Here is a 25859-nt window from a genome sequence, read left to right as displayed (position 1 = left end):
CTCCCGCAACCCCGAAAGATCACCACGCTCAACGCCCACGGTCCTCGCAACTCCCACAGATCGCGGGTGTTGCGAGGACCGCTAGAACCCAAGCCGCATCCGGGGCCTTCTTGCGTGTCCGCCGAGCAGCCATACATCACGCCTACCCCGGACAGCCCCCGCCCCGCCACCGGCCACGGCCCCGCCCCGCCCCCGCCGGGCCGCCCCGGCCAGGGTTAGCCTTGATGTCGGAAAACCGCCAGCCGCCGGGGATCTCGCCCCAGATCCTGGAGCCATGCACACCGACACCGAGCGCTGCGTAAGGGCCGTGCAGTCGAAGGATGCCCGCTTCGACGGCTGGTTCTTCACCGCCGTCCTGACCACCCGGATCTACTGCCGGCCCAGTTGCCCCGCCGTACCTCCGAAGGTCGAGAACATGACCTTCCTGCCCAGTGCCGCCGCCTGCCAGCAGGCCGGGTTCCGTGCCTGCAAGCGCTGCCGGCCCGACACCAGCCCCGGCTCCCCCGAGTGGAACGCCCGTGCGGACGCCGTGGCCCGGGCGATGCGGCTGATCCAGGACGGGGTCGTCGACCGCGAGGGCGTCCCGGGCCTGGCCGCCCGCCTCGGCTACTCCACCCGCCAGGTGGAGCGGCAGCTCAACGCCGAGCTCGGTGCCGGCCCCCTCGCCCTGGCCAGGGCGCAGCGCGCCCAGACCGCCCGGCTGCTCATCGAGACCTCCGAGCTGCCGATGGGCGACGTGGCCTTCGCCGCCGGCTTCTCCTCCATCCGCACCTTCAACGACACCGTCCGGGAGGTCTTCGCCCTCTCCCCGAGCGAGCTGCGGGAGCGGTCGGTGAAGGCCGGCCGGAAGAAGGACGCTGCGCCGCGGATCCCCGGGACGATCAGCCTGCGGCTGCCGTTCCGGGCTCCCCTGAACCCCGACAACCTCTTCGGGCACCTGGCCGCGACGGCCGTCCCCGGTGTCGAGGAGTGGCGCGACGGCGCCTATCGCCGCACCCTGCGCCTGCCCCACGGCACCGGTGTCGTGGCCCTCACCCCGCAGCCCGACCACATCGGCTGCCGCCTGGCCCTCACCGACCTGCGCGACCTGACGATCGCCATCAGCCGCTGCCGATGGATGCTCGACCTCGACGCCGATCCCGAGGCGGTCGACGAGCAGCTGCGCTCCGACCCGCTGCTGGCCCCGCTCGTGGACAAGGCCCCGGGGCGCCGGGTCCCCCGCACGGTCGACGCGGCGGAGTTCGCCGTCCGGGCCGTACTGGGCCAGCAGGTGTCCACAGCCGCCGCCCGCACGCACGCCGCCCGGCTGGTCACGGCGTACGGGGAGCGCGTCGAGGACCCGCTGGGCGGGCTGAGCCACCTCTTCCCGTCGCCGCAGGCACTGGCCGGGCTCGACTCCGAGTCACTGGCCCTGCCGCGCAGCCGGCGGGCCACGCTCACCACCCTGGTCGCGGCGCTGGCCGACGGTTCCCTGCCGCTCGGCATCGACAGCGACTGGGAGGCGGCCCGCGCCCGGCTGTCGGCGCTGCCCGGCTTCGGCCCGTGGACCACCGAGGTGATCGCGATGCGGGCACTCGGTGACCCGGACGCCTTCCTGCCGTCCGATCTGGGCGTCCGCCGGGCGGCACAGGGGCTCGGGCTGCCGTCCACGCCCTCCGCGCTGACGGCTCGGGCCGCCGGATGGCGGCCCTGGCGCGCGTACGCCGTCCAGTACCTGTGGGCCACGGACGCCCACCCCATCAACCACCTGCCGGTCTGAGGAGCAGCAGTCATGCGGGACACCGTGAACAGCCGAAAGCAGCACACCGTCGTCGAAAGCCCGTACGGGCCGCTCACCCTGGTCGCCGCGGACGGCGTCTTGAGCGGCCTCTACATGACGGGGCAGCGTCACCGGCCGGCCGAGGAGTCGTTCGGGGAGCGGGTGGCGGCCACCGAGGAGCCCTTTCCCGAAGTGGCGCGCCAGCTGGCCGCGTACTTCGCCGGGGAGCTGACCGAGTTCGACCTCCCGCTCCGACTGGAGGGCACCGCGTTCCAGCGCAGTGTCTGGGACCAGCTCGTGCGGATCCCGTACGGCGAGACGTGGTCGTACGGGGAGCTCGCGGCGAAGCTGGGCAAGCCGAACGCCTCGCGGGCGGTCGGCCTGGCCAACGGGAAGAACCCGGTCGGCATCATCGTCCCGTGCCACCGGGTGATCGGCGCCTCCGGCAGCATGACGGGCTACGGCGGCGGCGTCGAGCGCAAGGTGCGGCTGCTGGCCTTCGAGGCGGGTCAGGGCCTGACGTCGTAGCGGACATTGACGTCGTGAACGGCGGTTCCGACTCGTCGCAGGGCGCGCGGGCGGGGCGGAAGTCACTCCAAGAGGCCCGACGGCAGATCGTTCCGCATGCGGACATACCGAAGCGCCTGTATGAAGGGAATACCGCTACACGATCGGAGCCGGCATGGACGACTACCCGCTTCTGAACCTCTTCTGGACGATGCTGTGGCTGTTCCTGTGGATCATGTGGTTCTTCCTGCTCTTCAAGATCATCACGGACATCTTCCGCGACCACACCCTGAGCGGGTGGGGCAAGGCGGGATGGCTGATCTTCGTGCTGATCCTGCCGTTCCTCGGCGTGTTCGTGTATCTCATCGCCCGCGGCAAGAGCATGGCCGAGCGGGACACCAAGCAGATGCAGGAGAACGAGGCGGCCTTCAAGCAGTACGTCCAGCAGGCCGCCGGCCCCGGTGGCGGTTCGGCGGACGAGCTGCACAAGCTCTCCGCGCTCAAGGACAAGGGCGACATCACCCAGGAGGAGTTCGACCGCGCCAAGGCCAAGCTGTTGGCCTGACCCCGGGTCAGACCACCAGGAGCGGGACGAGCAGTGCGAAGGCGGCGTCGGCCTCGACGGCGTAGCCGTAGAGCGAGGGGTGCTGCACGGGGGCGGCGAGGAGCACCACGCTCTGCTGGGTGGCGGCCGCCGCCACCCAGTCGGCGTCGGCGCCGAGGCCGCCCTCGTACCAGCCCTCGCAGGCGCCGGGGCCGGTGACGGCGAGGAAGTCGTCCTCGCGCCGGTAGAGGGCCCGCCAGTCGGCGGCGGGCGAGGACCAGGCCTCGAAGTCGGCGAACCGGGCCCAGCCGCCCTCGCGTATCGCGGTGTCGAAGAGCCACACCGGCGTCCCGTCGGGGGTGACCTCGCCACCGGCCTGCTGGTCCGTCGTGAAGTGGACCATCGGCAGGGCGTCCGGCCCGTCGGCCGTGCTGGGCCAGGCGTACATCGTGATCATCTTCAGATTCTGTCCTGGTCGAGGTTGTCGAGGTGAGCGGGGCGGCGCCTACGAGGCGACCGGGGGCCGGCCGTCCTCCAGCTCCGCAGCGCCGTCACCCGACCGGAGCACCCGGTACGCCTCCTCGGTGCGCCGGCCGAGCGATCCGGGCAGGTAGGACGTGAGTTCGGCCGGATCGACCAGCCGCCACGAGATCAGCTCCTCCTCCTGGAGCCTGATCGAGGCCAGCTGGGCCTCGTCGAGCACGCCCCCGTCGTAGAGGTAGGCGACAAGCGGCGGGCGGCCGGGGCCGAACGTCCAGTCCACGGCGAGGAGTCGACCGAGGGGGACGTCGATGCCGATCTCCTCGGCGCTCTCCCGGCGGGCGGCGACGCGCGGCGACTCGCCCTGATCCGACTCGATGGTGCCGCCCGGCAGGGCCCAACCCTCGCGGTAGTTGGGCTCGACGAGCAGCACCCGGCCCTCGGCGTCCCGGTAGAGGGCGGCCGCACCGGCCAGCACCCGGGGCAGGCTCGCGATGTACGTGGCGAAGTCATCCGTGGTGGTCACCCGGCCACCCTACCGAGGGGCCGCCCGTCAGACTCCCGGCCCCGGTCCCGCACCGGGGCCGTCCTCCGGGCCCCCGCCCCGGGACTGCGCGACACGGCGCAGGCGGAAGTGGCGGTGGTGGCCGCCGCTGCCCTGCTCGCTGACGGCGTCGCCGACCATGGCCCGGACCGCGTCCCGTACGCCGTGCAGGGGATGGTGGCGGGCGGGACCCGCACCGGGGTCCTCCCGGACCTCCTTGAGCAGCGCCCAGCAGAGCAGCAGCATGACGACGACGAAGGGCAGCGCGACCAGGATGGTGGCGGTCTGCAGGGATTTCAGGCCGCCGGCGACGAGGAGCACGGCGGCCACGGCGGCCATCAGGACGCCCCAGGTGACGACGAGCCAGGTGGGCGGGTGGAGGGAGCCCCGGCTGGTGAGGGATCCCATGACGAGCGAGGCGGAGTCGGCGCTGGTCACGAAGTAGGTCATGACGAGGGCCATGGCAACCCAGGAGGTGAGCGTGGACAGCGGCAGCGCGTCCAGCATCGCGAAGAGGGAGGCCTCGGTGCCCTCCTTCAGCGCGGCCGCGAAGTCGACGGCCCCGGTGGAGTCGAGGCGGATGGCGGTACCGCCCATCACGCAGAACCAGACGACGGTGGCTCCGCTGGGCACGAGCAGCACGCCGATGAGGAACTCGCGGATGGTGCGGCCCCGTGAGATGCGGGCGATGAAGGTGCCGACGAAGGGTGCCCAGGACAGCCACCACGCCCAGTAGAAGATCGTCCAGGCGCCGAGCCAGGCGCTGTCGGTGAAGGCGCCGGTACGGGTGGCCATGGGCACCAGCTCGCTGAGGTAGCCGCCGACGCTGGAGGGGATGACGTCGAGGATGTAGACGGTGGGCCCGAGCAGGAAGACGAAGAGCATCAGGACGGCGGCGAGCACGATGTTGCTGGTGCTCAGCCACTTCACGCCCTTGTGCAGGCCGGAGAAGGCGGAGATCACGAAGGCCGCCGAGAGCGAGCAGATAATGACCAGCTCGACGGTGGTGGAGTCCTCGATCCCGGTGGTGAGGCTGAGGCCCTTGGAGACCTGGAGCGCGCCGAGGCCGAGGCTGGTGGCGGTGCCGAAGACGGTCGCGAAGACGGCGAGCAGGTCGATGGCCTTGCCGGGGGCGCCGTCGGCCCGCTCCCGGCCGATGAGGGGGACGAAGGCGGAGCTGAGCCGGTTGCCGCGGCCCTTGCGGAAGGTCGCGTAGGCGAGGGCGAGTCCGGCGATGCCGTAAATGGCCCAGGGGGTGAGGGTCCAGTGGAAGAAGGAGTACTCCATGGCCGCGAGGGCGGCCTCGCCGGTGCGCGGGGCTGCTCCGGAGGCGGGGGCCGGGGTGAGGTAGTGGGTCAGCGGCTCCCCCACGCCGTAGAACATCAGGCCGATGCCCATGCCCGCGCTGAACATCATCGCGATCCACGAGAGGTTGGTGAACTCGGGCTCGGAGTCGTCCGCGCCGAGCCGGATCCGGCCGAAGCGGCTGATCGCGAGGACCACGCACATGACGAGGAAGACGTCGGCGGCGATCACGAACAGCCAGGCGAAGTTGTCTAGGACCCAGGTCAGCGCCGTGCTCGACACGGCGTCGAAGGAGTCTCCGGCGAGGGCCGCCCAGGCGACGACGGCCAGCACGGCGATCACGCCGACGGTGACGATGGTGCGGTCGGGGGCGCCGTCCACGGGACTGCCGGGGCTGCCTCCCGGGGTGTCCGGACGTGGCTGTTCCAGTGATTCGGCGCTCATGCGGCCACACTATGCAGGCGAATGTCCCTCTTTAAGCGCATGGCGCGCCGGGTGTGGCCCATGCCACTCATGGGCATAGGAGGATCCTCCGGATAAGCTCATGGCGGCGCGACTGCACTGTTCGATAGCAAGGGATAGCAAGGTGACGGACGGAGCAGTAACTGAGGCCGCGCGCGTGCTCATCGCCGCGGACAAATTCAAGGGCTCGCTCACGGCCGTTCAGGTCGCGGAGCGGGTGACGGCCGGCCTTCGCAGGGCCGTACCGGACGTGGAGGTCGAGACCCTCCCGGTCGCGGACGGCGGCGACGGCACGGTCGCGGCCGCCGTGGCGGCAGGTTTCGAACGCCGGGAGGTACGGGTCACCGGGCCCCTCGGCGAGCAGGTCACGGCCGCCTTCGCGCTGCGCGGAGGCACTGCGGTGGTCGAGATGGCGGAGGCTTCCGGCCTCCAGCTGCTGCCGGCGGGCACCTTCGCGCCGCTGACGGCGACCACGTACGGATCGGGCGAGGTCCTCAAGGCCGCACTGGACGCGGGCGCCCGCTCGATCGTCTTCGGCGTCGGCGGCAGCGCCACCACGGACGGCGGCGCCGGCATGCTGGCGGCCCTCGGTGCGGTGTTCCTGGACGCGAACGGCGAACCGGTCGGTCCGGGCGGCGGCGCGCTGGCCGATCTGGCCTCGGCCGACCTGTCGGGCGTGGACCCGCGCTTCGCGGAGGTCGACTTCGTCCTGGCCAGCGACGTGGACAACCCGCTGACCGGCCCGAAGGGCTGCGCGGCGGTCTACGGTCCGCAGAAGGGCGCCTCGCCGGACGACGTGGCGACGCTGGACGCGGCGCTGGCCCACTACGCGCAGGTACTGGAGAAGTCGATCGGCCCGAAGGCCGCCGAGCTCGCCGCCTCCCCGGGCGCGGGAGGCGCGGGCGGCATCGGCTACGGTGCCCTGCTGCTGGGCGCGAGCTTCCGTCCCGGCATCGAACTGATGCTGGAGGTGCTGGGCTTCGCTCCGGCACTGGAGCGGGCCACGCTCGTCATCACCGGTGAGGGCTCGCTGGACGAACAGACCCTGCACGGCAAGGCCCCGGCGGGGGTCGCGGCGGCCGCGCGCGCCGCGGGCAAGCCGGTCGTGGCGGTCTGCGGGCGGCTGCTGCTGGGGCGGGAAGCCCTCCAGGGGGCGGGCATCCGCAAGGCGTACCCGCTGACGGACCTGGAGCCCGACCCGGCCAAGTCCATTCCGAACGCGGGTCCCCTACTGGAGCAGGTCGCGGCGAACATCGCCGCCGACGTCCTCTGACCCGCCCGGCCCGGAGGCCCGGCCCCCTGCCCGGGGTGCCGGGCCTCGGACGTTGCGCCGGCCGGAGGACCCGCACACGTGCCCGCCGTCCTCCCGGCCGGCCGCGAGGACGGACGGCGAGCGGCCCCGGTCGGCTCCGCCGCCCGGCCACGCCCAAACCCCGCGACAGTGTTAGAAAGGGCTCATGACCGGACGTTTTGGTCGACAGCCGACCGGATGGGGTTCGCGCATGTCCGCGCGCCTGTCCCGGGGGGCGCACAGCGTCGCCGGTCAGGTCTTCGCCCTCCAGGCGGTGATCGTGGTACTGCTGATCACCGCCGCGGCGCTGGCGCTGGTCTTCCAGGCCCGCTACGACAGCCAGCGTGACGCCCGCAACCGCTCGCTGGCCGCCGCCGAGGCGTTCGCACACGCCCCCGGCCTCCCGGAGGCGCTGATGTCCCGGGATCCGACCGCCGCGCTCCAGCCGCTGGCCGAGTCCGCCCGCAAAGCGGCCGGCCTCGACTTCATCGCGGTGATGGACCTCCGCGGGGTCCGCTACACCGATCCGCGGCCCGAGCTGATCGGCCAGCGCGCCTCGGACGTCTCCCGTGCCGCCGCCGGAGAGTCCTTCACCCAGGTCTTCCAGGGCCAGCCGAGTGACGCCGTACGGGCCGTGGTCCCCGTGCGCAACGCGGACGGCACCGTGGTCGGCCTGGTCGGCACCGGCATAGAGGTCGAGAACGTCTCCCACGCGGTGGAGGGGCAGCTCCCCCTCCTGGTGGGCGCCACGGCGGCCGGTCTGCTGCTCGGCACGGCCGGGGCCGCCCTGGTCAGCCGGCGGCTGCTGCGGCAGACCCGGGGTCTGGGCGCCGCCGAGATGACCCGGATGAACGAACACCACGAGGCCGTTCTGCACGCCGTGCGCGAGGGCGTTCTGATCATCGGGAACGACCAGCGGCTCCTCCTGGCCAACGACGAGGCCCGCCGGCTCCTCGACCTCCCCCGGGACGCCGAGGAGCGCCGCGTCGGCGACCTGGGCCTCGACCCCCGCACCACCGAGCTGCTCGCCTCCGGCCGTGTCGTGACCGACCACGTGCACCTGGCGGGCGACCGGCTGCTCGCGGTCAACGTACGGCCCACCATGGCCTACGCGGGCCGGCCGGCCGGCCGCGTGGTGACCCTGCGCGACACGACGGAGCTCGCCTCGGTCTCCGGCCGGGCCGAGGTCGCCCGCAGCCGCCTCCAGCTGCTGTACGACGCGGGCGTGCGGATCGGCACCACGCTGGACGTGGCGCGGACCGCCGAGGAGCTGTCGGAGGTGGCCGTACCGCGCTTCGCCGACTTCGTGACGGTGGAGCTGCTGGAGCCCGTGCTCCGTGGTGACGAGCCCTCCGTCGGCGGCGTGTACACCGAGATGCGCCGCGCGGCCGTCACCGGCGTGCGGACCGACTCGCCGCTCCAGCCGGTCGGTGACCTCATCCGGTTCGAGGTGCCGACGGCTCCGATGGCCGCGGCCCTGGACGCCGGGCACGCGGTGCTGGCGGCCGACCTGAACGCGGCCATGGGCTGGCGGGCCCAGGACTCCCAGGGCACCCGCATGGCCCTCGACTACGGCCTGCACTCGCTGATCTCGGTTCCCCTCCAGGCCCGCGGAGTGGTCCTGGGCATGGCCAACTTCTGGCGCGCCGACACCCCGGAGCCGTTCGACGAGGAGGACCTGTCCTTCGCGGAGGAGCTGGGTACGCGGGCGGCCGTCTCCATCGACAACGCCCGCCGCTTCACCCGCGAGCACGCGATGGCGGTGACCCTCCAGCGCAGCCTGCTGCCCCGGGTCCTGCCCGACCAGAGCGCCGTGGACGTCGCCCACCGCTACCTGCCCGCGACGGCGGGGGTGGGAGGCGACTGGTTCGACGTGATCCAGCTGCCGGGAGCCCGCGTGGCGCTGGTCGTGGGCGACGTCGTCGGGCACGGGGTGCACGCCGCGGCCACCATGGGCCGGCTGCGGACCGCGGTGCACAACTTCTCCACCCTGGACCTACCGCCCGACGAGCTGCTGGGACACCTGGACGAGCTGATCAACCGGATCGACCAGGACGAGACCGGGGAGGGCGGCGGGAACGGGGCTGGGGACCCGGACGGGAACGGCGGCGGGGCCGGCCAGGAGGACGCCGGGCCCGACGGCGCGGCCGAGCCTGCCTCCGCCGTCACCGGTGCCACCTGTCTCTACGCGGTCTACGATCCGGTCTCCGGGCGGTGCCGGATGGCCAGCGCCGGGCATCCCGGCCCCGCGCTGGTCCACCCCGACGGCCGGGTGGAGTTCCCCGAGCTGCCGGCCGGGCTGCCGCTCGGGGTGGGCGGGATGCCCTTCGAGGCGGTCGAGTTCCAGCTGCCCGAGGGGAGCCGGCTCGCACTGTTCACCGACGGCCTGGTCGAGGACCGCGACCGGGACTTCGACACCGGGCTGCGGCTGCTCACCGACGCGCTGTCGCGGCGCGGCCGCACCCCCGACGAGGCCTGCTCGGACGTGCTGGCCACGATGCTCTTCCCGGTGCCCAGCGACGACATCGCCCTGCTGATCGCGGACACCCGGCGGATGGAGGCGGACCGGATCGCCGAATGGGAGGTCCCCGGTGAGCCCTCGGCCGTCTCCCGGGTGCGCAACGCCGGCTCGGCGCAGCTCGTCGAGTGGGGCATGGAGGACAGCGCCTTCGCCGCGGAGCTGATCCTGAGCGAACTGGTCACCAACGCGATCCGTTACGGGAGCGCGCCGGTCGGAGTACGTCTGCTGCGTGACCGGAGCCTGATCTGCGAGGTGTCCGACAGCAGCAACACCTCCCCGCACCTGCGGTACGCGGCCACCACCGACGAGGGCGGACGCGGGCTGTTCCTCGTCGCGCAGTACGCCGAACGGTGGGGCACCCGCTACACCGACCGCGGGAAGGTGATCTGGGCCGAGCTGCCGCTGACCGGGGGCTCGGATCCACAGCCGCCGGAGCCGCCGGATCTGGACGCGCTGGAGGACATGGCCTGGTGAGCTCGGCGGACGGCCGTCAGCCGGCAGGTGGGCGGGGAGACCGGGAGCGGGCCAGGAGCATCGCGACGTCGTCCTCCTGGGCGCACGGGAGCAGCCGCCGCAGGATCTGGTCGCACAGTCCCTCCAGGGGCTGCTCCGCGCCGTGCAGGGCCTGTGCGAGCTGTTCCATGCCCTGGTCGAGGTCGCGGTCCCGGGCCTCGATGAGCCCGTCGGTGTAGAGGACGAGCAGGCTGTCGGGGGCCAGGTGCACCTCCTCGGTACGGAAGTCGCGTCCGCCGACGCCCAGGGGCGTCCCGGGCCGGCCGTGGAGAAAGGTCACCGCCCCGTCGGTGGCGACGACGGCGGGCGGCGGGTGGCCGGCACGGGCGATCACGCAGGCGCCGGACGCCGCGTGGTGGACGGCGTACACGCAGGTCGCCATCTCGTCCTCACCCAGGTCGGCGACGACGGCGTCGAGGGAGCGGAGCAGCTGTGCGGGGGGTACGCCGTGGCGCGCGAGGGTCCGTACGGCGGTGCGCAGCTGCCCCATGACGGCCGCCGCGTGGATGCCGTGGCCCATGACGTCCCCGATGACGAGACCGGTCCGCCCGCCGGGCAGCGGGATGGCGTCGAACCAGTCACCGCCGACGTCGTGGTCGCTGGCGGGCAGGTAGCGGCCGGTGAGTTCGAGGCCGGGGACCTCGGGCAGGGCGCTGTTGGTGAGGCTGCGCTGGAGGGTGAGTGCGGCCTGGCGCTGGCGGGTGTACATGCGGGCGTTGTCGATGTTGAGGGCCGCCCGGGCGACGAGCTCGTCGACCAGGACGCAGTCCTGCTCGTCGAAGGGCTCGCGCTCGCGTGTCCGGGTGACGGTGACGGTGCCCAGGACGGTGCCGCGGGCGACGAGCGGGACCAGGCGGGCCGAGCCGAGGGTGGCCAGGTAGGCCCGCAGGGCGTCGGCCCGCGGGGAGGTGATCAGTGCCGGGATGTCGGAGACGTAGAGGTTCATCGGCCGGCCCGCGGTGATGACCTGCTCGTAGACGGTGCCGGCGGGGATCTGGAAGGTCTGGCCGGCGGCGAGTTGCGCGGTGGGGGCGGTCGGGTCGGGGAACTGCGCCGCCAGGCGGCGCAGGAGGCCGCGGGTGGAGGCCGCGGGTGCCGCGCCTTCGTCGGGGCCGAGGACGGACTCCAGGAGCTGTACGTCGGCGGAGTCCGAGAGCTGCGGGACCAACTGCTGCACGATCTCCTGGGCAGTCTGGCGCAGGTCCAGGGTGGTGCCGATGCGGGTGCCCGCCTCCGCGAGCAGGGCGAGGCGGTGCTGGGCCAGCTCGGCCTCGGCCTGGGCCTGCTGGCTCTCCGTGATGTCGATGAGGGAGGCGATCAGGCCGAGGGGCCGGCCGGAGCCGTCCAGGAGGGGGGCGTAGGAGCAGGACCAGGTGCGGTCGTGCTCGGGGTCGGCGGGGGTCCGGCCGGTGCGGCGGACGTCGACGACGGCGGTGCCCCGGTCGAGCACCTGCCGCATCGTCGCCTCCAGGGCCGCGGCATTGACCCCGGGGACCACTTCGGTGAGGCGTTTGCCGAGGTGCTCGGCGGCGGAGACGCCGTTCATCCGGGCGAGCGCGTCATTGACCCGGAGGAAGCGCAGGTCGGGGCCGAGGGTGGCGAGGCCGATGGGCGACTGGGTGAACAGGCTCTGGAGGGCGGCGAGGGAGTCGCGCATGTGGAGGACCTCGGAGGTCTCCACGGCGATGAGCATGGCCCCCATGCGCCCGGAGGCGTCGACGGCGGGGACGATCCACATCTCCATGACGACCCGGTGGCCGTCGCGGTGGCGTACGGGGAGGGTCCCGACGACGGTCTCGCCCGCCTGGACGCGGCGCGTCAGCTGGTCGGCGAGCTCCTGGTTGGCCTCGGGGACCAGGACGGAGGCTCCCGCGCGGCCGAGGATGTCCTCGGGGCGGTGCCCGAGCAGGTCCTGGGCGGCCAGCGACCACTCGACGACGCGCCCGTCGGCGTCCTCCCGCCACAGGGCGATCGGCAGCAGCTCGCGGAGTACGCCCGCGTAGCCGACAGCCGCCGCCGGCGGGTCCGGCACCTCGCTCGTCGACTGGAAAGTGTCCACACCGACCTCACCCCGGGGGCCCGATTCCTACCGATTCACCCTATCCGAGCGATCGGCGCCGGGCTCTGTGTCCTCCGGAAGGGGCTGGTATGGAGCCCTACCTCCGCGGGAGCGGCGGGAAACCGCGCCGCGGGGCCGTCCGGCCTCCCGACCGCAGGCCCGGGACGCCGTCCATCACGCATGCGCCAGCAGCTCCTGCACCCCGCCACTGATCACTGCGGTCACCGGGATCCCCGCCCGGTCGACCAGACCCGCCGCGACGGCCGCCCGGCGGCCGCTGCCGCACACCACCCAGATCTCCCGGTCCCGGGGCAGCTCGCCGATCCTGCGGGGCAGTTCGGCGAGGGGCACGGCCAGGGAGCCGGGGATGCCGCCCTCGGGGCGCTCCGGCCGCACGTCGAGCACCCGCCTGCGGTCGAGGTCCCCGACCAGGGCGGCCGCGTCCGCGGTGCGGAAGGCGCGCAGCGGACGGCCGGCCGCCGCCCAGGCGTGGGCACCTCCCGCGAGGTACCCGGCGACATCGTCGTAACCGATCCGCAGGAGCTGGACCATCGCCTCGTGGGCGGCGTCCCCGGCCGGTTCGGGCAGCACGAGGACCAGTCGCGTACCGAAGGGCACGACCTCGCCGACCAGGCTCGCGAAGCGCTCGTCGAGCTCGTCGCAGATCGAGCCGGGCAGGTGGCCCGCGGCGAAGGCCGCCCGGTCGCGCCCGTCGACGATCTGGGCGCCACCGCCGGCGAGCCCCTCGACCATGGCCGGGGTGAGCGGCCGGAGGACGGGCGGGCCGCCGAGGACCTGCGGCCCGTGCCGGTTGACCGGCGCCATGTGGCGGTAGTAGGCGGGGTACGGGGGCAGTCCCGACATCCGTCCCCGGACGAACTCTTCCTCGTCCTGGGCGGTCAGCACGGGGTTGCTGCGCCGCTCCGCGCCGACCGTGCTGGTCCGCTCCCCCGACACCGGGCCGGCCGCGCAGGAACTGCCCGCGCCGTGCGTCGGTAGCACGCGGGTGCCGTCGGGGAGCAGGGCGAGGCGGCGCAGCGTCCGGTACTGGGCCCGGGCGAGTTCCTCCGTACGGCCGCTTCCCGACAGGTCGGTCCGGCCGGCACTGCCGACGAGGAGACTGCCTCCGGTGAAGACGGCGGACGGGGCCCGGTCCGTGTCGTCGAAGACCAGGTAGGAGGTGTGCTCGGCGGTGTGACCCGGGGTTTCCACGGCGCGCACGGTCGCGTCGCCGACGCGGATCTCGTCGTCCTCGGCCAGGGGCAGGTGGTCGAAGGCGTACGGGGCGCGGGCCGGCCCGGCGACGGTGGCACCGGTGGCCGCCCGGACCTCCAGCGCGCCCGAGACGTAGTCGTTGTGCACGTGCGTCTCCAGGACGTAACGGATCCGGACCCGCCGGGCGGCGCAGGAGTCCACCACCTCCCAGACGTCCCGCTGCGGGTCGACGAGGGCGGCCTCGTCACCGCTGACGAGCAGGTAGCTGGTGTCCCCCAACGACGGGGTGGCGAGGGCCTCGATCGCCGCCCCGGAACCGTTCACGCGACTCATACGACCACCACCTCGACGGAGGCCACGGGGTTGCAGCCGTAGCCATGGGCGTTCCACGGGGCCTGCAGCGGCTGTGCGACGCCGCGGGCGTCGGTGGCACGGGACAGCAGCCGGTAGGGTCCCGGCTGCTGCGGGGTCCACCGGTAGGTCCAGCCGGTCCAGGCGTAGGGGCCGGCCGGTGGTGAGAGGACGGCTTCGTGCCAGCCCCGGACGTGGTCCGGGTCGCCGGCCTCGTCCTGGTGCTCGGCCCGGACCTCGACCCTGGACACGGGCACCCCGCCGCCCGACCAGGCATGGCCCCGGACCACGACCGCACGGCCCCGGCGCAGGTCCTCGTCCGGGGCCGGCTCGGTGATGAGCGACTTGACCCGCAGGGTCGTCACGGGGCCTTCGGGGGTACCGCGCGCGGCGGTGTAGAGGTATTCCTCGGCCTGGAAGACCCCGCCGAAGGGGGCGGTCACGACCCGCACCCCGACCAGCCACTTCACATCCGCGACGGCGTACCGGCCGGGAACCACGAGGCGGACCGGGGCGCCGTGCTCGGGGGTGAGCGGCTCACCGTTCATGCGGGTGGCGAGGAGGGTGTCCGGGTGGCGGGCCACGCCGAGCGGGAGGCTGCGTTCGAAGGGGGTGCGGCGGCCGTGCACGGTGCCGGAATCCGCTCCGGTGAAGACGACCTCGACGGCCTCCGGGTCGATCCCGGCGCGGTCCGCGAGCAGGCGGAAGGGCACGCCCTCGAAGCGCGCGCAGCCCACCGCCCGCTGGCTCCAGGGCAGGCCGGGCGGGGCGGGCCGCATCAGGCTCCGGCCGTTCCCCGCGCATTCCACGACGACGTCGAGCGCGCGGTGCTCCAGCGCGAGGAGCTCTTCACGGCCAATGGAGAAAGCGGTGGCCACGGCGCCACCGACGTGCAGGCGCCACCGTCCGGCGCCGGTGGGCGGGATGCCGAAGTGGTCGCGTACGAAGAAGGCGGCCACGGGGGTGACGGGCTCGGCCAGCGCGGCCGAGGGGGTCTGGGCGTTGTAGGGGTCGGCCGTGACGGTCTCGGGTGCCCATACGGTGGCGCCGGGCCCTCGGGCGACCCGGAAATCCGGCGCTGCGGTCATGCCCACACCTCCCGCCGGCCTCGTGCGGAGCGCGACGCGAATCGCTTCCAGCGTACGTCCGGTGAGTCGTCCCGGGGCATTCGGGGACCCTCAGGCCGGGTGCGCGCCAAGGGGCGGCGCAGCGCGCGAAGCGCCGACCGCCCCCGCCTGCGGAAGCGCCGCAGCGACCTCAGGCCAGTTCGCGCGGGCGAGGTTCGACCGTGTCCAGGACCCCTGCGATCCCCCGGGCCAGGCACGGGATCCGGTGGGCCGGGATGCCGGCGATGTTGATCCGCCCCGAGGTCGTCCCGTAGATGGCGTACTGCCTGCGCAGCCGCAGCATCTGGTGCGGTGTCAGCGCCAGCATCGAGAACATGCCCTTCTGTCGGGCCAGCGAGCGCGCCTGCTCCGTGCAGCCGAGCGCGGTGAGGTGCCCGGCCAGGTCCGCCCGGTTGGCCGTGATCCGGCCGCGCATGACGTCCAGCTCCGCCCGCCAGGAGGCCCGCAGCTCCTCGTCCTGCAGGATCGTGGTCACGACGGCGGCGCCGTGCTCGGGCGGCATCGAGTACAGGGTCCGGGCCGCGTTCTGCAGGGCCGTCTCGGCGTGCCGCACGGCCCGCCCCGAGGTCCCGAGCACCATGGCGCAGCCGACGCGGTCGCTGTAGAGGCCGAAGTTCTTCGAGCAGCTCACGGCGATCAGCATCTCGGGCACCCGGGCCGCCAGCATCCGAGTGGCCAGCAGGTCGCCCTCCAGCCCGTCGCCGAGCCCGTGGTAGGCGAGGTCGACGAAGGGCACCCAGCCGCCGCGCTCGGCCGACTCGGCCAGCGCCTCCCAGTCGTCCAGCAGCGGGTCGACCCCCGAGGGGTTGTGGCAGCACCCCTGGAGCAGGACGACGTCGTCGCGCCCGGCGCCGGCCAGCTCCCGCAGCACTCCGGCCGTGTCGAAGCCGCCCTCGGCGTCCCGCCACCCGTAGGTGCGCACCGTCAGCCCGGCGGCCTCCAGGATGGGCCGGTGGTTGACGTAGGCCGGGTCGCTGATCCACACCGTGGCGCCAGGCCGGGTGCGGTGGATCAGGTCGGCGAGCAGCCGCAGCGCGCCGGAGCCCGCGACGGTCTGGACGGCCGCGGCCCGCTCGACGGGCCCGTCCGGGCCCAGCACCAGGTCCAGCAGGGACCGGTTGAAGGCGGTGTTGCCGGAGAGCCCTCGGTACTCCTTGGACTCCGAGAGCTGCGCCAGCCGTATCTCGGCCTCGCGGACGGCGGCCATGACCGGGGTGGTGCCGGTCTGGTCCCGGTAGACGCCGAGGACCAGGTTCAGGCGTTCGGGCCGCTCGTCGCCGCCGAACTCGTAGGTCAGGTCCCACAGCGGGTCGGTGGGCGGCGTGGGAAGGAGCTCAAGCATCTGCGGGGACCTCGGGTCGGGGGCGGGGGCGGCGGTTGGCGAGGACGACGCCGGCGGTGATCAGGGGGACGCCGGCCAGGACGGCGGCGGTGGGTGATTCGCCGAGCAGGGGGATGGCGAGGAGGACCACCGCGACGGGGCTGAGGCTGCCGACGGCGGAGCTGCGTTCGGCGCCGAGGCGGCGGATCGCGAAGGCGTAGAGCAGGCCCGCGCACAGCCCCACGCCGAGGCCCTGCACGACCAGGAACAGGGCGATGTCTGCACCCGCGGCGTGCGCGATCCCGGTGGGCAGGACGCCGGTCAGGACGAGGAGCCCGATGATCGCGAAGGAGGGCAGGCAGAGCAGTCCGATCGAGCCGACGGGATCGAGGTCCACCTCGCGCAGCCCCACCGTGTAGAGGGCCCACAGGCCGCTCGCGACCAGGAGGATGCCGGAGCCGGCGAGGACGTCCGTGTCCACGGGGACGACGTAGCGCCAGACCAGGGCGATGACACCGGCCGCGATCAGGGCGAGGCCGATCGCCTGGGTGCCCCTGGGCACGCCGTGACCGCGCCGGATCATGATCAGGGACACGAAGAGCGGGACCATGCCGGGGACGATGGACCCGACGAAGGCCGCGGAGGTCAGGGCTCCGCCGTGCATCGCGGCCAGGAAGAAGGGCACCCCGGCACCACAGACGATCTTCAGCGCGGGGCCCGGCCGCACCGCGGCGATGGCGCGGCGGCGCCGCCACAGGGCGGGGAGGAGGAGGACGGGAGGCAGGCCGAACCGCAGCAGGGCCGCATCGGCCGGCAGCAGCGAGGAACCGCTCAGGGCGCGGGCGCTGAGCGCGAACGCGGCCCAGATCGAGACCGTCACCAGCAGGGCCAGCATGCCCTGGGCCTGGGGGGAGAGCCCGCGCCGGCCGGGGTGTCCGGCACGCGGGCCCGCCGCATCGGGAGGCAGGGTCGCCCGGGTGGTGTGCGTCGCGACCAAGGGATCCACTCCAGCCTCTGGAACACGGGCCGGTCCGGCCCGCTCACGGGCAACGCTAGAGCTTTTGCCGGGGCAGCCGATTGCCAGTTCTGCCTCTCGGACATACGTTTGGGGCAGGATCTGCCAAGGAGGGGCCATGGACGCAGTCGATCTGCAGATCATCCGGGAATTGCAGACGGACGGGCGCCTTTCCAACCAGGAACTGGCCGACCGCGTCCGGCTGTCCCCGTCACCCTGCCTGCGCCGGGTCCGGCGATTGGAGGAGGCGGGCCTGATCCGCGGCTACACGGCCATGGTCGACCAGGTCGCCTACGGGCTGCCGGTGACCGTCTTCGTCCGGATCCGGCTGGAGCGGCACACGGCGGAGGCGGTGCGGCTCTTCGAGGAGCACGTGGCCGGCATCGAGCACATCCAGGACTGCTACTTGATGGCGGGGAGCAGCGACTACCTGCTCAGAGTCGTCATCGAGGACCTGGAGGCCTACGAGGCCCTGGTGCGCCACCGCATCCATGCCATCCCGGGCATCGCCTCGATCGAGTCGAGCTTCGCGTACGGCAGCGTGAAGCAGTCCAGGACCTATCCGAAGCCCGCGCCGGGCGCCTCGCGGCGACCGCGCTGACGATTCGGCGGACGACCCGGCCGATGGCCTGACGGATCCCGCCGGGCCGGGGAAGGCCCGGCCGGTCACGGCTCCGGGCCGGGCCGGTGGGTCAGGGCCCCGGCCGCGATCCGCCGGACGGGTCCTGGAGAGAGGATCCGACCGCGGCCTCGAAGGCGGCGTACGCGGCGGCGTCGAAGAGGACGAAGCGCGCCTCCTGGACCTCGGTGCGGGCGGCCAGGACCGTCCGGACCGCGATCCGCGCCCCGTCGTCCATGGGCCAGCCGTAGATACCGGTGGAGATGGCCGGGAAGGCCACCGTACGGGCCCCCAGCTCGTCGGCGACGCGCAGCGACTCGCGGTAGCAGGAGGCGAGCAGGTCCGACCGGTCCTCCTCGCGCGACCAGACGGGCCCCACCGTGTGGATGACGTGCTCGGCGGCCAGTCGGCCGGCGGTGGTGGCGACGGCCCGGCCCGTCGGCAGTCCCTTGCCGTAGTGCCCGCGCCGCAGGTCCTCGCAGGCGGCGAGGATCTCCGGGCCGCCCTTGCGGTGGATGGCGCCGTCGACCCCGCCGCCGCCGAGCAGTGAGGAATTCGCGGCGTTGACGATGGCGTCGGCCTTCTCGGCGGTGATGTCGCCGCGTACCAGTGTGATGCGCACCATCGGAAGTCCTTTCACGGTTCGGGGGGGCGGGCGGCGCCTCAGGAGGTCTGGCGCAGGTGGCGCCAGACCGCCTTGGCGGCGTTGTGGCCGGACATGCCGTGGACGCCCGGGCCCGGCGGGGTCGCCGAGGAGCAGATGAAGACCGCCGGGTGGGCGGTGGTGTAGGGGGAGAGGCTGAGCCGGGGGCGCAGCAGGAGCTGCAGGCCCGATGCGGCCCCGCAGGCGATGTCGCCGCCGACGTAGTTGGGGTTGCGGGCGGCGAGCTGGGGCGGTCCGGCCGTGGCGCGGGCCAGGACCCGGTCGCGGAAGCCCGGGGCGAAGCGCTCCAGTTGGCGCTCGACGGCATCGGTGAGGTCGCCGTCCCAGCCCGCGGGGACGTGGCCGTACGCCCAGAAGACGTGCTTGCCCTCGGGGGCCCGGCCGGGGTCGGCCAGGCTGGGCTGGGCAGTGATCAGGAACGGCGTGCGGGGGGCCCGGCCGGCCGAGGCGAGCTGCAGGGCGGCGTCGATGTCGCGTGTGCGCGGGCCGATCTGGACGGTGCCGGCGCGGCGCGGCTCCTCCGCCGTCCACGGAACCGGTCCGTCCAGCGCGTAGTCGATCTTGAAAACGGAGGCGCCGTACCGGTAGCCGTCGTAGGCGCGGCCCAATCGGGCGATCCGGGCCAACGCCGTGGGCGAGGTGTCAAAGACGTAGGCGCGGGCGGGCGGGAGGTCGTCGAGCCGCTTGACCTCGAAGTCCGTGTGGATCGCTCCACCGAGGTCGCGCAGGTAGGAGGCCAGGGCGTCGGAGATCGACTGGGAGCCGCCGCGGGCCATGGGCCAGCCGCCCGCGTGGGCGGCGAGGGCGAAGACCAGGCCGACGCCACCGGTCCCGATCCCGCCGAGCGGTGCGATGACGTGGGCCACGAGCCCCGCGAACAGCGCCCGCGCCCGTTCGTCCCGGAAGCGGCGCAGCAGCCAGGTGGAGGGCGGCAGGCCGGCCAGCCCGAAGCGGGCGAGGGTCACCGGGTCACGGGGCAGTGCGGTGTCCGGCAGGGACATGAAGTCCCGGGCCAGGGTGTCCCATCGGCCGAGGAAGGGTCCGACCAGGCGCCGGTAGGCGCCCGCGTCGCGCGGCCCGAAGGACGCCGCCGTCTCCGCAACGGAGCGCGCGAGGACGGCGGCCGTCCCGTCGTCGAAGGGGTGCGCCATGGGAAGCGGGGCGTGCAGCCATTCCAGTCCGTACCGCTTCAACGGCATCGTGGCGAAGACCGGCGAACCGGCGCCCAGCGGGTGCACCGCCGCGCAGGGGTCGTGCCGGAAGCCGGGCAGGGTGAGCTCCTCGGTCCGGGCTCCCCCGCCGACCGTGGCGGCGGCCTCGAAGACGGCCACCGAGAAGCCGCGCCGGGCCAGTTCGACGGCGGCCGTCAGCCCGTTGGGGCCCGCCCCCACCACGACCACATCGAAAATCGACGGCACTTGCGACTCCTTCGTTTCCGGCGGCGGCGCCTGCACCCCCAGGATATGGCGACGTACGGGCGGTCCCGGACCCCCTACGCGCCCCGGAGCAGATCGCGGACGCGCACGGCGGTCGCCTCGTCCCGTCCGACAGCGAACGGCAGGGCATTGTCGCGGTCCACCCGGAAGGGAACCCCCTCGACGGTGCTCTGTGCTCCGCCGGACTCGGCGACCAACAGCAGCCCGGCCGCGTGGTCCCAGGCCGAGGGCCACGTGAAGGCGAGGGCGTCCATCTCCCCGCGCGCCACCTTCAGGTACTCCAGGCCTGCCGAACCGCAGGGCCTGGCCGCGATCCCGGGCACGTCCAGCCGGGCCAGGGTGCGCTTGTTCTCGTCGCTGGTGTAGAGGGGGTGGGCGGTGGCGACCCGCAGGTCAGCACCGGGCTCGGGCGAACCGCTGCGTATCCGCTGGCCGTTGACGTACGCGCCCTGCCCGTGCACGGCGGTCGCGAGCTCCTCCAGCGCCGGGGCGAAGGTCCAGGAAGCGAGTATCTCGCCGCGCAGCGCCAGGGCGACCAGGGTGCAGAAGGCCGGGTCGCCGTTCACGAACTGGCGGGTTCCGTCGACCGGGTCGACGATCCACACCGGGGCGTCCGCGCGCAGCGCCTCGTACACGGCGGGGTCGGCGTGGACGGCTTCTTCGCCGACCACGACCGAACCGGGCAGCAGTCGGGTGAGGGAGGCCGTGAGGTGTTCCTCGGCCTTGCGGTCGGCGACGGTCACCAGGTCGTGCGGGCCGCTCTTCTGGTCGACCTCGTGCTCGGCGAGCTGCCTGAATCTCGGCATGATCTCGATCGCCGCCGCCTTGCGGACGGCTTCTTCCACATCGGGCAGGCCATGGGCCAGGAACTCATCGATCATGCCTCCAGCAAAGCACGCCCGGCCGACAAACCGCACCGCCGCCGTCGGACAGGAGTCGGACACCGGGTGGCCTCCGGGTGAACCCGCCGGCCGGCCCAGGCCTCGGCGGCCGGGCCGGCGGGGGCGGGGTCAAGCGTTCAGGGCGGGGATGATCTGCGCGCCATACGCGTCGATCGTGGACTCCTTCGCGTCGTGCATGTCGTAGACCGCGAACTGGTCGACGCCCAGGTCGCGCAGCGCCCGCAGCTTCTCGATGTGCGCCTCGGCCGGGCCCAGCAGGCAGAACCGGTCGACGATCTCGTCGGGGACGAAGTCCGTGGACGGGTTCCCGGCGCGGCCGTGGTGGCTGTAGTCGTAGCCCTGGCGGGCTTTGACGTAGTCGGTGAGCTCGTCGGGGACCATGCCGGAGTGCTCGCCGTAGCGGGAGACGAGGTCGGCGACGTGGTTGCCGACCATCCCGCCGAACCAGCGGCACTGATCGCGGGCGTGGGCCAGGTCGTCACCGACGTACGCAGGCGCCGCCACACAGATCGTGATCGCGGACGGGTCCCGGCCCGCCTCGACCGCGGCCTGCCGCACCGCCTTGATCATCCACTCGGTGAGGTAGGGGTCGGCGAGCTGGAGGATGAACCCGTCCGCCTTCTGCCCGGCCAGCGCGAGTGCCTTGGGGCCGTACGCGGCCATCCAGACGGGGAGTCTGCCGTCCTTGATCCACGGGATGCGGACCGGGCTGCCGTCGACGGACGCCTCGCGGCCCTCGGCGAGGTCACGGATGACGTCCATGGCCTCGCCGAGGCGGGCCAGGGTGTTGGGAGCGCGGCCCGCGACCCGCATCGCGGAGTCGCCGCGGCCGATCCCGCAGACGGTGCGGTTGCCGTACATGTCGTTGAGGGTCGCGAAGGTCGAGGCGGTGACCTCCCAGGTGCGGGTGCCCGGGTTGGTCACCATCGGGCCGATGTGGAGCTTGGCGGTGTTGGCGAGGATCTGGCTGTAGATAACGAAGGGCTCCTGCCAGAGGACGGCGGAGTCGAAGGTCCAGCCGTAGCGGAAGCCGTTGCGCTCGGCGCGCTTCATGAGGCTGATGACCTGGGAGGCTGGCGGGTCGGTCTGCAGGACGAGGCCGAAGTCCATGCGGTGCTCCTTGCTGGGGAGTACGGGCCCCGGGGCGTGCGGGCCCCGGCGCCCCCTTACAGGTACTGGCAGGTGGAGCGGTGGACGAAGGCACCGTGGCCGGCCCGGCCGATGTACTCGCGCCGATCGACGACGAGTTCACCCCGCGAGAGGACGGTGTCGACGCGGCCGGTGATCCGCCTGCCCTCGTACGCCGAGTAGTCCACGTTCATGTGGTGCGTCTCGGCGGAGATGACCTGCTCGGCGTGCGGATCGTAGAGCACGATGTCGGCGTCGGAGCCCGGCGCGATAGTGCCCTTCTGCGGGTAGAGCCCGAACATCCGGGCGGGTGTGGCGCAGGCGATCTCGATCCACCTGCGGCGGCTGATGTGGCCGTCCACCACCGCCTGGTGCAGGAGGTCCATGCGGTTCTCCACGCCCGGGAGCCCGTTGGGGATCTTCGAGAAGTCGCCCCGTCCCAGTTCTTTCTGGCCGCGGAAGCAGAAAGGGCAGTGGTCGGTGGAGACGACCTGGAGGTCGTTGGTCCGCAGACCCTGCCACAGGGCGGCCTGGTGTTCCCGGGGCCGCAGCGGGGTGGAGCAGACGTACTTGGCGCCCTGGAAGTCCGGCTCGGCCAGGTTGTCGGTGGACAGGAACAGGTACTGCGGGCACGTCTCCCCGAAGACCGGGAGCCCCTTGTCCCGGGCGGCGGCCAGCTCCGCCACCGCTTCCTGCGCCGAGACGTGCACGACATACAGCGGGGCGCCGGCCACCCGCGCGAGCTGGATGGCGCGGTGGGTGGCCTCGGCCTCCAGGAGCACCTTGCGGACCTCGCCGTGGTGGCGCGGATCGGTCTCGCCGCGCGCCAGGGCCTGCTCGATGAGGACATCGATGGCGATGCCGTTCTCCGCGTGCATCATGATCAGGCCGCCGTTGGAGGACGCCCGCTGCATCGCGCGCAGGATCTGGCCGTCGTCCGAGTAGAAGACCCCCGGATACGCCATGAACAGTTTGAACGAACTCACGCCTTCCTCGACGAGTCCGTCCATTTCCTTGAGCGTGTGCTCGTTGACGTCCGACACGATCATGTGGAAGGCGTAGTCGATCGCGCAGTTCCCGTCGGCCTTGGCGTACCAGGCGTCCAGGCCGGCCCGCAGGGACTGCCCCTGCGACTGGACCGCGAAGTCGATGATCGTCGTCGTACCACCCCAGGCCGCGGCCCGCGTCCCGGTCTCGAAGGTGTCCGATGCGGAGGTCCCGCCGAAGGGCAGCTCCATGTGGGTGTGCGCGTCGACCCCTCCCGGGATGACGTACTTGCCGGTCGCGTCGATCGTGCGTCCGACCGTCCAGGCCCCGGCGGCCGCGGAGCCGTGCGCGGCGAGCGCCGCCACGCGGCCGTCCTCGATCAGGACGTCCGCGTGGAGTTCGTCCGCGGCGGTGACGACCAGGCCACCGCTGATGAGAGTGCGGTTGCTCATGCGTGGTTCCCCCTAGTCGACCCGGTTCGCTTGACGGAGTGCCCGTTCGAGGATCTCGGCGCCCTCCTCCGCCTCGGCAACGGTGAGGGAGAGCGGCGGCGCGACGCGCAGCACGCTGGTGTTGTAGCCACCGCCCTTACCGAGCAGCAGGCCGCCTTCGCGGGCGGCCTCCAGCACGGCGGAGGCGGCGGCCGGGTCGGCCTCGTCCGTGCCGGGCCTGGTCAGCTCGATGCCCGCCATCAGGCCCCGGCCGCGGACCTCCCGTACGGCGGGAACGGTGGCGGCAATGCCGCGCAGCCGTTCCAGCAGCAGGCCGCCGACGCGGCGGGCGTTGCCCTGGAGGTCGTGTTCCAGCAGGTAGCCGAGATTGGCGATGCCGGCCGCCATGGTGACGGGCGAGCCGCCGAAGGTGGAGATGGAGTTGGAGTCCAGGCAGTTCATCACCTCGGCGCGGGCGACGACGCCGCCGATGGACATGCCGTTGCCGATGCCCTTGGCGAAGGTGAGGATGTCCGGCGGGCCGTTCTGGGCGTGGGCTTGCCAGCCCCAGAAGTGGTCGCCGGTGCGGCCCCATCCGGTCTGCACCTCGTCGCTGATCCAGAGGATGCCGTGGCGGTCGAGGACCTCGCGGAAGGCTCCGTACAGGCCGTCGGGCGGGGACGTGAAGCCCCCGACGCCCTGAACCGGTTCGGCGATGAGCGCGGCCACACCCCCGCGGGCCTGGCCCAGTACGTCCTGGAGGTCGGCGACGGCCGCGGCGGTGAAGGCGGTGTCGTCGAGGTGGGCGAAGGGGCCGCGGGTGCGGACGGCGCCGTGGACGTAGTACGTCTGCAGCGGTGAGAGGCTGGTCGGCGACCAGCTGCGGTTGCCGGTCACGGAGACCGTGGAGAAGGACCTGCCGTGGTAGCTGTTGCGCATCGCCAGGATCTGGTTGGAGCGCCGGTACGTCGTCGCCAGGAGCAGGGCGGTGTCGTTGGCCTCGGTGCCCGAGGTGGTGAAGAAGACGCGGGCGTCGGGGATGCCGGACAGGGCGGCGACCCGCTCGGCCAGCTCGATCATCGGCCGGTTGAGGTACAGGGTGGAGGAGTGGATGATCCGCCCGGCCTGCTCGGCGACGGCCTTGGTGACCTCGGGCAGGGCGTGGGCGGTCATCGTGGTGAGGATGCCGCCGAAGAAGTCGAGGTAGCGCTTGCCGTCGGCGTCCCAGACATGGCGCCCCTCGCCGTGGGTGAGCTCGATGGGGTTCTCGTAGTAGAGCGCGAGCCAGTCGGGCAGGACGGTGCGATGGCGGTGGTGGAGCGGGGTGGGGTCGGTCACGGCTGTACGAGCCCTCCGTAGGCGTCGGGGCGACGGTCGCGGTAGAAGGCCCACTGGTCGCGGACCTCCTTGATCTGGTCGAAGTCGAGGTCGCGGACGAGGAGTTCTTCCTCCTTGTCGCTGGCGACGTCGCCGACGAACCGGCCGCGCGGGTCAACGAAGTAGCTGGTGCCGTAGAAGTCGTTGTCGCCGTACTCCTCCTGGCCGACCCGGTTGATGGCCGCGATGAAGTACTCGTTGGCGACGGCCGCGGCGGGCTGCTCCAGCTGCCACAGGTAGGCGGAGAGGCCACGGTGGGTGGCGGACGGGTTGTAGACCAGTTGGGCTCCGGCCAGGCCCAGTTGGCGCCAGCCCTCGGGGAAGTGGCGGTCGTAGCAGATGTAGACGCCGATCCGGCCGACGGCGGTGTCGAAGACGGGCCAGCCCAGGTTGCCCGGGCGGAAGTAGTACTTCTCCCAGAAGCCCTTGACCTGCGGGATGTGGTGCTTGCGGTACTTGCCGAGGTAGCTGCCGTCGGCGTCGATGACGGCGGCGGTGTTGTAGTAGAAGCCCTCGCTCTCCAGCTCGAAGACGGGGACGACGATGACCATCCCGGTCTCGCGGGCGAGGTCCTGCATGCGGCGGACGGTCGGGCCGTCGGGGACGGCCTCGGCCCAGCGGTAGTGCTCGGGCTCCTGAACCTGGCAGAAGTAGGGGGCGTTGAACACTTCCTGGAAGCCGATGATCTTCGCGCCTTCGGCGGCGGCCCGACGGGCGTACTCCTCGTGCTTGGCGATCATCGATTCGGTGTCTCCGGTCCAGGTGGCCTGGACCAGCGCGGCGCGGACGACTTGGGCCATGAGCTGCTCCTTGCGACGGGAACGCCGGTTCTACGCACGTAGACGGAGTGCGTAGGGAGTAGAACGTAGGCCTCGCCACAGCGTGGGGCAAGACCGCCGTGCACGGTTGGAGTAGTCGATCACGTTACGTCGCGCGGTGGTCGATAGCGGTCAGCAGGCGGGGCTTTGACGACATGAAGCGGGGGGTGTCCGCAACACGGCCCCGTCCCCGCCTCCGTATCGGCCTCCGTATCGGCCTCCGTCGTGGTGCCCGCCTCTCCACGCTCACCCGTACCGCAAGGGAGACCGTGGAGCCCACCGCCGCAAGCGCGGTCATCGACGGGCGTTGCGGCCCCTTGGGGTGGCCGCTTACGCTCCTGCCCCTGACCACTCCGCGAGCCGCTGCACTCCAGCCGCCCCGCGAAACCCGCAGGTCAGCGATCCAGCGCACCTTCGGTGCGCGCCGGGGGCGTGGTAAATCCCGTGGCGCGCGCCGGGGGTGCTTCTGTCTGCCCTGACGTG

21 protein-coding genes are annotated in these 25859 nt (G+C 72.8%); 6 read left to right on the top strand and 15 right to left on the bottom strand.

Annotated features, from left to right (window positions below; all coding sequences use genetic code 11):
• Positions 1–274 precede the first annotated feature (274 nt).
• The 3 genes from ACFW2G_RS30480 (at position 275) to ACFW2G_RS30470 (ending at position 2831) form a co-directional block, all read left to right on the top strand.
• Positions 275–1759 carry an AlkA N-terminal domain-containing protein gene (locus ACFW2G_RS30480; protein WP_384446823.1) on the top strand — a complete coding sequence of 495 codons (1485 nt, stop codon included), beginning with the start codon at positions 275–277 and terminating at the stop codon, positions 1757–1759.
• Between the two features lie 12 nt (positions 1760–1771).
• Positions 1772–2287 (top strand): methylated-DNA--[protein]-cysteine S-methyltransferase, encoded by a 516-nt coding sequence (locus ACFW2G_RS30475; RefSeq protein WP_384446825.1) that lies wholly within the window; start codon positions 1772–1774, stop codon positions 2285–2287.
• 154 nt (positions 2288–2441) lie between these two features.
• Positions 2442–2831, top strand: a complete 390-nt coding sequence (locus tag ACFW2G_RS30470; RefSeq protein WP_037915799.1) for an SHOCT domain-containing protein — start codon at positions 2442–2444, stop codon at positions 2829–2831.
• A gap of 7 nt (positions 2832–2838) precedes the next feature.
• Here the strand turns inward: ACFW2G_RS30470 and ACFW2G_RS30465 are convergent, their stop codons facing one another.
• The 3 genes from ACFW2G_RS30465 to ACFW2G_RS30455 are packed head-to-tail and all read right to left on the bottom strand — an operon-like array spanning position 2839 to position 5583.
• Positions 2839–3267, bottom strand: a complete 429-nt coding sequence (locus ACFW2G_RS30465; RefSeq protein ID WP_037915797.1) for a hypothetical protein — start codon at positions 3265–3267, stop codon at positions 2839–2841.
• A 48-nt stretch (positions 3268–3315) separates the two neighbouring features.
• Entirely contained in the window at positions 3316–3816 is a 501-nt protein-coding gene (locus ACFW2G_RS30460; protein ID WP_037915795.1) for an NUDIX hydrolase, read from the bottom strand.
• A 27-nt stretch (positions 3817–3843) separates the two neighbouring features.
• A complete protein-coding gene (locus ACFW2G_RS30455; protein ID WP_037915792.1) occupies positions 3844–5583 on the bottom strand; it encodes a BCCT family transporter in 1740 nt (579 codons plus the stop codon).
• A gap of 142 nt (positions 5584–5725) precedes the next feature.
• Between ACFW2G_RS30455 and ACFW2G_RS30450 the strand changes: the two genes are divergently transcribed.
• Together ACFW2G_RS30450 and ACFW2G_RS30445 are read left to right on the top strand one after the other, a co-directional pair.
• The gene (locus ACFW2G_RS30450) at positions 5726–6874 is read left to right on the top strand and encodes a glycerate kinase (RefSeq protein ID WP_037915790.1); all 1149 of its coding nucleotides are present in this window, start codon (positions 5726–5728) and stop codon (positions 6872–6874) included.
• A gap of 229 nt (positions 6875–7103) precedes the next feature.
• The gene (locus tag ACFW2G_RS30445; RefSeq protein ID WP_384446829.1) at positions 7104–9887 is read left to right on the top strand and encodes a SpoIIE family protein phosphatase; all 2784 of its coding nucleotides are present in this window, start codon (positions 7104–7106) and stop codon (positions 9885–9887) included.
• 16 nt (positions 9888–9903) lie between these two features.
• On the opposite strand, the gene ACFW2G_RS30440 is transcribed toward ACFW2G_RS30445, so the two are convergent.
• The 5 genes from ACFW2G_RS30440 to ACFW2G_RS30420 form a co-directional block, all read right to left on the bottom strand.
• A complete protein-coding gene (locus tag ACFW2G_RS30440) occupies positions 9904–11985 on the bottom strand; it encodes a SpoIIE family protein phosphatase (protein WP_384446831.1) in 2082 nt (693 codons plus the stop codon).
• A gap of 174 nt (positions 11986–12159) precedes the next feature.
• Entirely contained in the window at positions 12160–13533 is a 1374-nt protein-coding gene (locus ACFW2G_RS30435) for a rhodanese-like domain-containing protein (RefSeq protein WP_384585103.1), read from the bottom strand.
• Positions 13530–14639 (bottom strand): molybdopterin-dependent oxidoreductase, encoded by a 1110-nt coding sequence (locus ACFW2G_RS30430; RefSeq protein WP_384446833.1) that lies wholly within the window; start codon positions 14637–14639, stop codon positions 13530–13532. The genes ACFW2G_RS30435 and ACFW2G_RS30430 overlap by 4 nt, the downstream gene beginning before the upstream one ends.
• A 169-nt stretch (positions 14640–14808) precedes the next feature.
• Entirely contained in the window at positions 14809–16020 is a 1212-nt protein-coding gene (locus tag ACFW2G_RS30425) for an aromatic amino acid transaminase (protein WP_037915787.1), read from the bottom strand.
• The gene (locus tag ACFW2G_RS30420; protein ID WP_384446835.1) at positions 16013–16996 is read right to left on the bottom strand and encodes a DMT family transporter; all 984 of its coding nucleotides are present in this window, start codon (positions 16994–16996) and stop codon (positions 16013–16015) included. The genes ACFW2G_RS30425 and ACFW2G_RS30420 overlap by 8 nt, the downstream gene beginning before the upstream one ends.
• Before the next feature lie 136 nt (positions 16997–17132).
• On the opposite strand from ACFW2G_RS30420, the gene ACFW2G_RS30415 reads away from it, so the two are divergent.
• Positions 17133–17615: an Lrp/AsnC family transcriptional regulator gene (locus ACFW2G_RS30415; RefSeq protein WP_037915785.1), complete on the top strand. Its 483-nt coding sequence runs from the start codon at positions 17133–17135 to the stop codon at positions 17613–17615.
• Between the two features lie 91 nt (positions 17616–17706).
• Here the strand turns inward: ACFW2G_RS30415 and ACFW2G_RS30410 are convergent, their stop codons facing one another.
• From ACFW2G_RS30410 to ACFW2G_RS30380, 7 genes are all read right to left on the bottom strand, one after another.
• On the bottom strand, positions 17707–18258 hold the full coding sequence (locus tag ACFW2G_RS30410) for an O-acetyl-ADP-ribose deacetylase (RefSeq protein WP_384585106.1): 552 nt from the start codon (positions 18256–18258) through the stop codon (positions 17707–17709).
• A gap of 38 nt (positions 18259–18296) precedes the next feature.
• Positions 18297–19715 (bottom strand): phytoene desaturase family protein, encoded by a 1419-nt coding sequence (locus ACFW2G_RS30405; protein WP_384446840.1) that lies wholly within the window; start codon positions 19713–19715, stop codon positions 18297–18299.
• 74 nt (positions 19716–19789) lie between these two features.
• The gene (locus tag ACFW2G_RS30400; protein ID WP_384585109.1) at positions 19790–20614 is read right to left on the bottom strand and encodes an inositol monophosphatase family protein; all 825 of its coding nucleotides are present in this window, start codon (positions 20612–20614) and stop codon (positions 19790–19792) included.
• Between the two features lie 129 nt (positions 20615–20743).
• On the bottom strand, positions 20744–21745 hold the full coding sequence (locus ACFW2G_RS30395; protein WP_384446844.1) for a TIGR03842 family LLM class F420-dependent oxidoreductase: 1002 nt from the start codon (positions 21743–21745) through the stop codon (positions 20744–20746).
• A gap of 56 nt (positions 21746–21801) precedes the next feature.
• The gene (hydA, locus tag ACFW2G_RS30390; protein WP_384585111.1) at positions 21802–23202 is read right to left on the bottom strand and encodes a dihydropyrimidinase; all 1401 of its coding nucleotides are present in this window, start codon (positions 23200–23202) and stop codon (positions 21802–21804) included.
• 12 nt (positions 23203–23214) lie between these two features.
• Positions 23215–24519 carry an aspartate aminotransferase family protein gene (locus ACFW2G_RS30385; protein ID WP_384446847.1) on the bottom strand — a complete coding sequence of 435 codons (1305 nt, stop codon included), beginning with the start codon at positions 24517–24519 and terminating at the stop codon, positions 23215–23217.
• Positions 24516–25358 (bottom strand): nitrilase-related carbon-nitrogen hydrolase, encoded by an 843-nt coding sequence (locus ACFW2G_RS30380; protein ID WP_037915772.1) that lies wholly within the window; start codon positions 25356–25358, stop codon positions 24516–24518. Before ACFW2G_RS30380 ends, ACFW2G_RS30385 begins: the two co-directional genes overlap by 4 nt.
• Between the last annotated feature and the right edge of the window lie 501 nt (positions 25359–25859).

Origin of the sequence: Streptomyces sp. NPDC058880 (assembly GCF_042742535.1) — a bacterium.
Classification (GTDB): Bacteria; Actinomycetota; Actinomycetes; order Streptomycetales; family Streptomycetaceae; genus Streptomyces.
The sequence above is the reverse complement of the archived record's forward strand: the minus strand, read 5'-3'. Positions and strand labels throughout refer to the sequence as shown.